Below are 8,471 nucleotides of genomic sequence, written 5' to 3' on the forward strand. Positions count from 1 at the left end.
TATAAAATCATTTACTGGAAATCTCAAGACTAACATGCATTAGGATGGCATCGCAGGCTAAAAAACCTTCTCCGGGCTTCCACCTTAGCTCGCTAGCATGTCCCAGTTCAGCACATCCTGAATATCGAAGGGCATGTCAAAAAAGATGCAGCGATATGTCCCTCAAATTTTAGAAAAGCACCTCGCTGCATTCATTTTTTAATATTGCCGATTTATTAATTTCCGGATACGCAGCCCATGAAGTCTAAGATATTCACCCGGCAAAATGTTGTTTAACAAAATCAGGGGCTGAGGATGGCGTTAAGATTCCAATCAGTACGGTGCCGTTTTTAAGCTGAAAAAAGACTTTGTAAATAGCTCCTTTGGCGTATTCCTGGTAATTGTAAAAACACAGTTCAATTTTATCCGCTTCGGTTACCTTCAACTGACCGGGCTTTGCTTCGATCTTGTCAGCCTTCATGGTCCGGAATTCAGCCTCATTCACACCCTGAGGAGCGTATTCGATAATGGCATGGACAATATCTTCGCTGGGAAGCAGCCGGGCCTGGCTGTATAACCCTTTACTCTGCAGCCAGCCCTCCAATCCAAGATAAGACTTTTCCCAGGGCAGAGTTATGTTGTAATACTCGCTTTTCGGGGCCGCCTCCATGGCGCTGTCTGTGGCCTCCGGCCATATTCCCCCCTCAGTATCGATATTCTGTGTCTTGGGCAAGGTTATTTCGATATATCCCCAGGGGGGTCTGGCATCGCTCATTTCCTCGTAAGTTTGCATCTTAACATCATTTTGCAGGACGGCAATAGCTTCTTGAATCAGTTGGGGGTCTGTAATACTGACCCGCTTGTTTCCAAGCTGGCTCCTGATATCTACCAGCTTGGCGTCGACGGGGTTGACTCGGAGCACCTCAAATTTGTGGTTTTTGTATTCCAACGACTCATAAATAGGTTTCAGATGCTGCTTATAGAGTTCAGCATCAACGGCATAATATCGATAAAGCTTTTTACCGTCCTTAAATTGATAGGCCAGACAAATCCTTTCCTGCCTGGTGTCCGGGCTTATCAGGGGGGTTATCCCGGCCTCTTCCCGCTGAGCGATGATCTCCCGGTGCAGGTCCACTATATGGGCTATATTATCGCGGTTTACATAGATCGATATCAATCGAGGTGTTGATCGGGTTTCCGCATAGCTGCTATCCTCAGCGTACAGTAATGGATGAAAATAGTTATCCATATACACGTTTTCCAATTGATCGATTTGCGGCAGCCTTTTTTCATACCCGGTAAAATCTGAGTGAACCAACCCGAGAAGGGCGGCCGCTATTAGCGCATAAACCCCCAGGCCCTTAAAGCGCCGCCAGTCGAATATGTGCACCGACTTGTGAAACAGGATTTCAATCAGGATATAGCCCAGGGCGGCCCCCAGGAAATAGCCCCAATAGGTCCAGGCTATGCTTTGCTGGGTACGGTAGAAATAGCTGCCGGCCAGTAACATGGTGCAAAAGGTAACCGAGTACTTGAAGATGGGGCGCAATACCCCGAAGGTAATCGCTTCGCCCGCGGCTTCAATTTGGCGGTGCCGGTAAAGAAATCCGCCCATCAAATATAAACCGGCACTCATTAATAAGTACGCTATGATTTCAACGCTTTGCAGAGATGAAAGTGACAAAGGCAGTCTCAAGAGAGGTGTTAACTGCTCAAGTCCAATCATATAGAAATCGCCGGCAAAACCGTAAACATACATTTGAAGGTTATGAAGCACCAGCAGCGACAACCCGCTGGGCACCAGGAGCAGGATGTAGGTCAACAGTCCCTGCAGGGTAGAAAGGCCGGTGATCATTCCCACCGCCACTGCGCTTAAAAAGAAGAGCAGACTGGCTATTAAGGCAATCTTTAGCCAGTCGAGTATATCCTGGCCCTGCACGAAGTCAATCTTTAATCCGGCCACTACGCCCCATGTGACCAGGGCAGTTATCATTATCGGAATCAACAGGAACACCAGTCCCGCCAAGAGGTGGGTATTATACAGGGTTTCCCGCCGGATGGGAAGTGAGTGTTCCATATCGGCGGCTATACCGGTCTGTAAATAGCGGAATACCAGCAGTCCGGTGAGAACAGGAGCCATCAACAACAGGAACAATAACACCGGCGAGTGATCGAATTCAAAAACCCTTAAATAAGTAGCTGCGTTATAATGCGCTTTGATGATCTCCGGGCGGCTGTAAATCATCACCAGCTGCAAAGGCAAAGCGGCCAGCCAGGCTAAGAGGTATACCACTCCCGTCCAGCCGTAGCGTTTAAAATCATTATATAATACCCCTTTATTAATAAAGGATGTTGTGGATTTCATAACCGTTATCCCCCATTTCGTAAATGAATATCTCTTCCAGGGTGAGGGGCAGAACGTCCAGTACGGCGGGCTGATAAGCCTGCATCCGGTTCATGATCTGATCATAAGCGCCGCGTACGATCAGAATCATCACGCTGCCCCTTTGCTCATGATGAAGAGCCTCGGTCTCATCCAGCAGAGCCAGAGGGATTTCGCCGCTAAAGGCTATTTGAATCTTATGGATGTCAGCCTTTAAATCGTCCAAATCCTTCTGTATAAGCATTTGCCCATGGTGCAAGATGCCGATATGATCGCAGATATCCTCCAATTCGCGCAGGTTGTGCGAAGATATGATTACAGTCATGCCGCGCTCGGCCACATCTTGTATGATGAGGCGTTTCACATTTTGCCTCATCACCGGATCCAGTCCATCCAGAGGTTCATCCAATATCATCACCTCAGGCATCAGGCTTAAACCCATCCAGAAGGCTACCTGCCGCTGCATGCCCCGGGACAGGGTTTTGACCCGCCGGTTCAACTCGATATCAAAAACCTGAGCCAGCTGCTGAAAGCGCTGCTGACTCCAGCCCGCATATATACTGGCATAATAGTTGGCCATGTCCTGAATGGAATAATTGTGGAAAAAATACAGGGCATCCGGAATGAAAACCGTGCGTTCTTTTATAGCTTCATTTTCAAATACCGGCTGAGAATCTATCATTAAAAGCCCTGAATCAGGTTTATAAATGCCGGCCAGCAGTTTTAAGAGCGTGGTTTTTCCCGCTCCATTACAGCCCACCAGTCCGTAAATCGATCCTTTATGTACCGCCAGGCTGACATCATGCAAGGCTTCCAGACCGCCGAATTGTTTACTGACCCTTTCCACTTCAATCATCTATTTTCCCTCCCCCGGCTATAGATAGTGAATTTTGAATTGATCCGATGATTTCATCCTTGGATACTCCCAGATAAAGCATTTCTGATATAACCCTGGACAGCTGGGTCTTTAAACTGCTGATCCGCGCGGGATTATCAGTATATACCGCCGGCCTGACAAAGCTGCCCTTGCCGGGCAGCGAATATATGAAGCCGCGGTGCTCCAATTCCCGATAGGCTTTCTGAATGGTATTGGGATTTATGGTAAGTTCAGCCGACAAAACCCGTACCGAAGGCAGCTGCTGATCGGGCTTCAAGACATTGCTGATAATCAGCTCGATGATTTTTTCGACCAGTTGCTCATAAACCGGCTTGCGGCTGCGAAGATCCAATTCAAACATGAATTCCCTCCTCTCTACTGCACTGTGCTAATATACATAATACAGTTGATACAGATTGATGTAAAGCAAAAAGTATTCTCGCCCCTATCCGCCACTTCGCCTATTCTTAAAAGTTGTATTAATCACCGCGTATAGCTTCTTCATTAGTGACAACGGTTGATAATGGGGTGACGATTCTTTTGTCAACCGTCGCCGTTGTCAATCCCCTAGTAGTCACCCATTTGTCAAGTTAAAAACAGGTGTCAGGAAACTGCTGTAAATGCGTAGCAATGGTAAGATTAAGTAAAGGGAGGGTTTACTATGAAGGCTGGTCAAATCAAAACCATCAGCATATTGCTGACCATTTTGATGTTGACATCTGCTCTCAGCGGCTGCGGCCCCGGCAGCAAGAAGCTGCTTGAAGAAAAGTTCGGCCCCTCAGGGGTGGCTCAGGCAGCGGAGTTTGCACCATACCGCGAGGTAGAGGTGAAGGTCAGTCCACAGATAGCGCCCTATCGGGTCAATGCCGATCTCAGCAATATTGAAAACCGGGGGCGCTTCGAATTTTCACCTGAGGCTCAGGCACTCCTGGCCCAAAACGCCTTTGTGGTCTTGCCGCAAATGCAGCAGGAATTCTTCATGCTTTATGAATTCAACCGGTATGACGGCATACCCAACCTGATCACCACCGATGCCATGCTACATAACTACCACCTGTTTTTTGAACATTTGCTGAAAAGTGCCGAGGAGAATCAGCTCCGCAATGAGCTGCAGCAGCTCAACCAGGGTATGCTGGAGGCCTCGCAAAAGCAATATGAAGCCTTAAAAAACAGTCCCTGGGAAAATGCCGCCCGGCGCAATCTGGCCTTTTTCGCGGTGGGCAGTCGTCTTCTTGACCCCGGGGCAAAGATTCCCCAGGAAGTGATCAAGGAAGCTGAAGCTGAATTGCAGCTTATTCAAGAGCATAACCAGACCGCCATCTCCCCGTTGATGACTATAGGGTTATCGCCAGATCCCTTGGAATCCTTGAAGGAGGATTACACCCAGTACATACCCCGGGGGCATTACACCCACAGCGAAAATCTTAAATCCTATTTCCAAAACATGATGTGGTATGGCCGCATGACCTTCAGGTTAAAGAATGAAGACGAGACCAGATCGGCGGTCTTAATGACTTTGGCTTTGAAGAACGGCCTTAACCAGGCATCCTGGGATAAGATCTACCAGACCACCAGCTTTTTCGTGGGCGAAAGCGATGATCCCGGCTGCATAGCCTATTCTAATTTGTTGGAACAGGTTTATGGCGTGGAAAGCAGTCTCAACACTTTGATAAGCGATAACGAGAAATGGCAGCAATTCCTATCTAGGGCCAAAGAGCTGCAGGGGCCGGCTATCAACTCCATCCCCATCTTCGATGCCAGCATTCAGCCTGACCGGGAGCAGGAAATAAAGGGTTTTCGTTTCATGGGTCAGCGCTATACCATAGATGCTGACATATTTCAGCGCTTGGTATATCGAGAAGTGGGAGAAAACCAGCAGGGGGAACGCCGCCTGTTGCCCAGGGGTCTGGATATCCCCGCTGCCATGGGATCGGAAGAGGCCTACCGCATACTGGAGGATGAGGGGCAGACCCAGTATCAGAACTATCCCCAGAATATGACTCGATTAAGACAGCACATTTCAGGGCTGGACCCTGCGGTGTGGCACCACAACCTTTATTGGAGCTGGATAAAGACTTTGAAACCTCTGACGCTGGAAAAGCCTCAGGGCTACCCCAGCTTTATGCTGGGTAAGGCCTGGGCCCGCAAAAGTTTAAATACTTTCCTGGGCAGCTGGACCGAATTGAAGCATGACACCATCCTCTATGCCAAACAGGTTTACGCGGAAATGGGCGGCGGTTTCGGAGATGAGATCGATGACCGCGGCTATGTTGAGCCTGACCCGCATTGCTACGCCAATCTGGCTTCTCTGTCCGCGATGACCCGGGAAGGGCTGCAGGCCAGGGGGTTGATTGCAGAGCGGGATGCGCAAAGCCTGCAATTGATGGAGACTCTGGCCTTGAACCTGAAGACCATATCTGAAAAAGAGCTGCAAAATCAGGCCCTGACTGATGAAGAATATGAACTTATCCGCAGCTTCGGCGGCCAGCTGGAGCACTTTTGGATGGAAACCCTGCGGGATCAGGAGGGGGGACGTTCTGCGCTGCTTAACAACAACCCCGCCATGCTGGTGGCTGACGTAGCCACCGCCCCGCCGGATTTGGTGCTGGAGGAAGGCAATGGCTATATACACTCTATCTATGCAGTGGTTCCGGTGGAAGGCAAGCTGCGCATCGTGAAAGGCGGGGTTTACAGCCATTATGAATTCTCCTGGCCGGCATCGGATCGCCTGACCGATGAAAAATGGAGAGGGATGCTGGAAAACAAACAAACCCCGCCGGCTCCGGAATGGACCCGGGCTTTTGCCGCAGACGGATCGTGCCGCATCATTATGCCCTGGGAAAATGAGCCGTGAGAAGCATAAAGGTGGCCGCCTTGTTCTTGCTATGTTTTGTTTTGGGTTTTATCGGGGGGCGAGTGGCGGCGGCAAGCCAAGAAAATGTGATGATATCAAGAGATACTGATGGTAACGAAATGGTGGAAAGCTATCAGCTAACAAATAATCAGGTTAGAGTCTGGGAAGGCCAGCAGATGATTTGGGAATCGCCTGCAGAGTGGAGAATAGAGCAGTTCCTCCTGGCTGACGCCGATAATGATGGCCGGGAGGAGCTATTGATGCTCTTGTGGAAATACGGCAGCTATGGGGATGTTGAACCATTCTGGTTGGAGCAGGAAGACCAGACTTATAGCTGCCACCTTTTCATGTATCGCCTGCAGTCGGGGCGAATGAGAGCCGTGTGGTGTTCTTCCGCCCTTGATCCTCCCCTGCAGTCGATTGGCGTCAACACCGGCCCCGACCACACCTTATCCCTTGTAGCCAGGGAAAAATCCGGATGGCCTCTCTATAATCCCCGCAGCAGCTGGCAATGGCAGGACTGGGGCTTCACCCGGATAGACAGTTGATATTGATGACAAAAAAGCCGTCCCCATTTGTCACCTCAGCGGACTTTCACCGCCCGGCTGTCGCCCCTGCCGGGTACAAAACCAGTCGAGTATGGTGCTTGCAGCAAGCTACTGCTGCAAGCACATATTTCCATTTTCACCTTGTATGTTAAAAGCCTCATGGGCAACTCTAAACCCACGATATGAACCTCCTTATACTAGGGATAACCGCAAATTCTTATATCCGCTCTGCGATCCCCAACCAGGTTTCTTTAGTCAAAAAGCTTTCTTCGACTTGCCCTTCCAGCTCTAAAAACCGTTTATAGGGGACGCTGAATGAGAGGATATCTTTGTTTATATATTTTCGGGCCGAAGGATCAGTCAATCCTATAACACACTTTTGACTTCCAGCTTCCGCTTGTTCCAGTGCGTATAAAACTGATTGCTGGCAGCCGGCTCCAAAGTCGATTTTAACATTGTCCTGGGTGGATGTATCGTAATTGGCAAACCACATCAGAGCGGAAAGTTGATCGGCATTGGCAAGGAATATGATTATTTCCGGCATTTTCCCTTCAGCTAGTTCGGCTATGGGCTTGAAAACAACATAGGTCTTGGTGGAAACCTGCGGTAAACCGGTTATGAATTGGGCAGCCAACTGGGGATTCTTCTTGTAGAACTCCCCTTCCCTGCCTCCGGCACCTCCAGTTGATAGGAAATATTCAATAAAACCCATTTCGAAACGCTTAAAACCCAATCCCACTTTGCCGCCCAGGCAAGTGGTGGTCTTTTCGTCAAATACTGCCGTGCGGCCATTGGCCGCAGCATTTAGCATTGAAATAACGCAGCCCCGTTTGCCTTCTTTAAACTGCATAGCCCCTTCAGGTTTGATATCCGAACGGAAAATAGCCACTGGTTGATTTTTCAGTTTTATGGCATGGGCAATCTTGCTTTTCATATGAACCTCCACCTCGCCGCAAAAGCAGCGATACATAATGGTTTGATCCCTCCGTTAGGGAAGCATGCTTCCCCCAGGCTAGCCATCAATTGGGGGTGCAAATATACCAGGCGGCTGTAGGAGCCATATTTTGCACTACCACATCCCTGAATACAGTCGACATCTCCTCTTCGGCACAGTGGATGAAGTTGTAGTAGTCGCTTCCTTCCAGCCTTTCCGCAATATCAACAATAAAGGCCCGTTTGTCGTTGTAATCGTGGAGAATTACCCTGTGTCTGGCCAGCCGGCTCATTTCCCGATATAGTTTTATTCTCTCCGCTTTTGGCATCCCATGGGCGGTATATGATGAAATGGCGATATCGAAACTCTTATCGGAAAAAGGGAGGATCTGATGGGCGTCGGCTTGCACTAGTTGAACGCCGGTCGAGGACAGTTTTTTCGCGGCTACGGCCAACATCCTGGCGGCGCTATCCACCCCCGTGACTTTTAATCCTTGGGAATGCAACACAGAACAAAGTGCCCCGGTGCCGCAGCCCACATCAATCACTGATTCATACCGGGAAAGATCGCAAAGGGGTTTGGCCTTTTCCAGGACCTTCCGATAATATCTGGTTTGATATGTGAAGAACCAGCCATAAACGCCGGCTAGGGTATTGAATTTATTTTCGTCCATTGGCATGGCTGTGATTATCCTTTCAGCGATCTTGCCCCAATCCGGCCCGGGGACCCGTAGGCTAACAAGAGGTGCCGTCGGCGTTGTTATTCACTGTAATCACTAAGAATCAATCATCATCCCCAACAAAGGCACTACCTTGTATTCAGTGGCGCGGTTTAATAGGGTAACTTATTGAACCATACCCCAAACCGATACGGAATGCAATAAACAAGGCACTTCA

General features: G+C 49.2%; 7 protein-coding genes. 2 read left to right on the forward strand and 5 right to left on the reverse strand.

Annotated features, from left to right (window positions below; genetic code table 11):
- Nucleotides 1–253 precede the first annotated feature (253 nt).
- Genes B3W37_RS09680 through B3W37_RS09690 form a run of 3 tightly spaced genes read right to left on the reverse strand, consistent with a single transcriptional unit; the run spans nt 254 to nt 3,600 of the window.
- Complete coding sequence (locus tag B3W37_RS09680) at nt 254–2,344, reverse strand: DUF6449 domain-containing protein (protein ID WP_483175580.1); 2,091 nt, start codon at nt 2,342–2,344, stop codon at nt 254–256.
- Nucleotides 2,319–3,218: an ABC transporter ATP-binding protein gene (locus tag B3W37_RS09685; protein ID WP_483175581.1), complete on the reverse strand. Its 900-nt coding sequence runs from the start codon at nt 3,216–3,218 to the stop codon at nt 2,319–2,321. The genes B3W37_RS09680 and B3W37_RS09685 overlap by 26 nt, the downstream gene beginning before the upstream one ends.
- Nucleotides 3,211–3,600, reverse strand: a complete 390-nt coding sequence (locus tag B3W37_RS09690) for a GntR family transcriptional regulator (protein ID WP_483175583.1) — start codon at nt 3,598–3,600, stop codon at nt 3,211–3,213. The genes B3W37_RS09685 and B3W37_RS09690 overlap by 8 nt, the downstream gene beginning before the upstream one ends.
- Nucleotides 3,601–3,900: 300 nt before the next feature.
- Between B3W37_RS09690 and B3W37_RS09695 the strand changes: the two genes are divergently transcribed.
- Nucleotides 3,901–6,093: a DUF3160 domain-containing protein gene (locus tag B3W37_RS09695; protein ID WP_483175584.1), complete on the forward strand. Its 2,193-nt coding sequence runs from the start codon at nt 3,901–3,903 to the stop codon at nt 6,091–6,093.
- A complete protein-coding gene (locus B3W37_RS09700; RefSeq protein WP_483175585.1) occupies nt 6,090–6,641 on the forward strand; it encodes a hypothetical protein in 552 nt (183 codons plus the stop codon). Before B3W37_RS09695 ends, B3W37_RS09700 begins: the two co-directional genes overlap by 4 nt.
- A 217-nt stretch (nt 6,642–6,858) precedes the next feature.
- Here B3W37_RS09700 and B3W37_RS09705 read toward each other — a convergent pair whose 3' ends face one another.
- Both B3W37_RS09705 and B3W37_RS09710 read right to left on the reverse strand, forming a co-directional pair.
- Complete coding sequence (locus B3W37_RS09705; protein WP_483175586.1) at nt 6,859–7,575, reverse strand: DUF169 domain-containing protein; 717 nt, start codon at nt 7,573–7,575, stop codon at nt 6,859–6,861.
- 85 nt (nt 7,576–7,660) lie between these two features.
- On the reverse strand, nt 7,661–8,254 hold the full coding sequence (locus B3W37_RS09710) for a class I SAM-dependent methyltransferase (RefSeq protein ID WP_483175587.1): 594 nt from the start codon (nt 8,252–8,254) through the stop codon (nt 7,661–7,663).
- Nucleotides 8,255–8,471 lie beyond the last annotated feature (217 nt).

It is taken from the genome of Syntrophomonas sp. UBA5494 (genome assembly GCF_002426325.1).